Raw genomic sequence first — 298 nt, forward strand, 5'->3', positions numbered from 1 at the left:
CGAGGCACTACCTAAATAGTTTTCGGAGAGAACCAGCTATTTCCAGATTTGTTTAGCCTTTCACCCCTATCCACAGCTCATCCCCTAATTTTTCAACATTAGTGGGTTCGGTCCTCCAGCACGTGTTACCGTGCCTTCAACCTGGCCATGGATAGATCATCTGGTTTCGGGTCTACACCCAGCGACTAAAATCGCCCTATTCGGACTCGCTTTCGCTACGCCTTCCCTATTCGGTTAAGCTTGCCACTGAATGTAAGTCGCTGACCCATTATACAAAAGGTACGCAGTCACCCCACAA

Annotated in this window: 1 rRNA gene (running past both ends of the window); it reads right to left on the reverse strand. The window is 48.7% G+C overall.

The annotated features are described in order from the left end of the window. Positions 1 to 298: ribosomal RNA gene (locus AC5162_RS06405) — 23S ribosomal RNA — on the reverse strand (its annotated part extends past both window edges: 467 nt to the left, 378 nt to the right); the annotation flags it as partial.

It is taken from the genome of Fructobacillus sp. ChS1-6f1-1-27 (assembly GCF_059579415.1).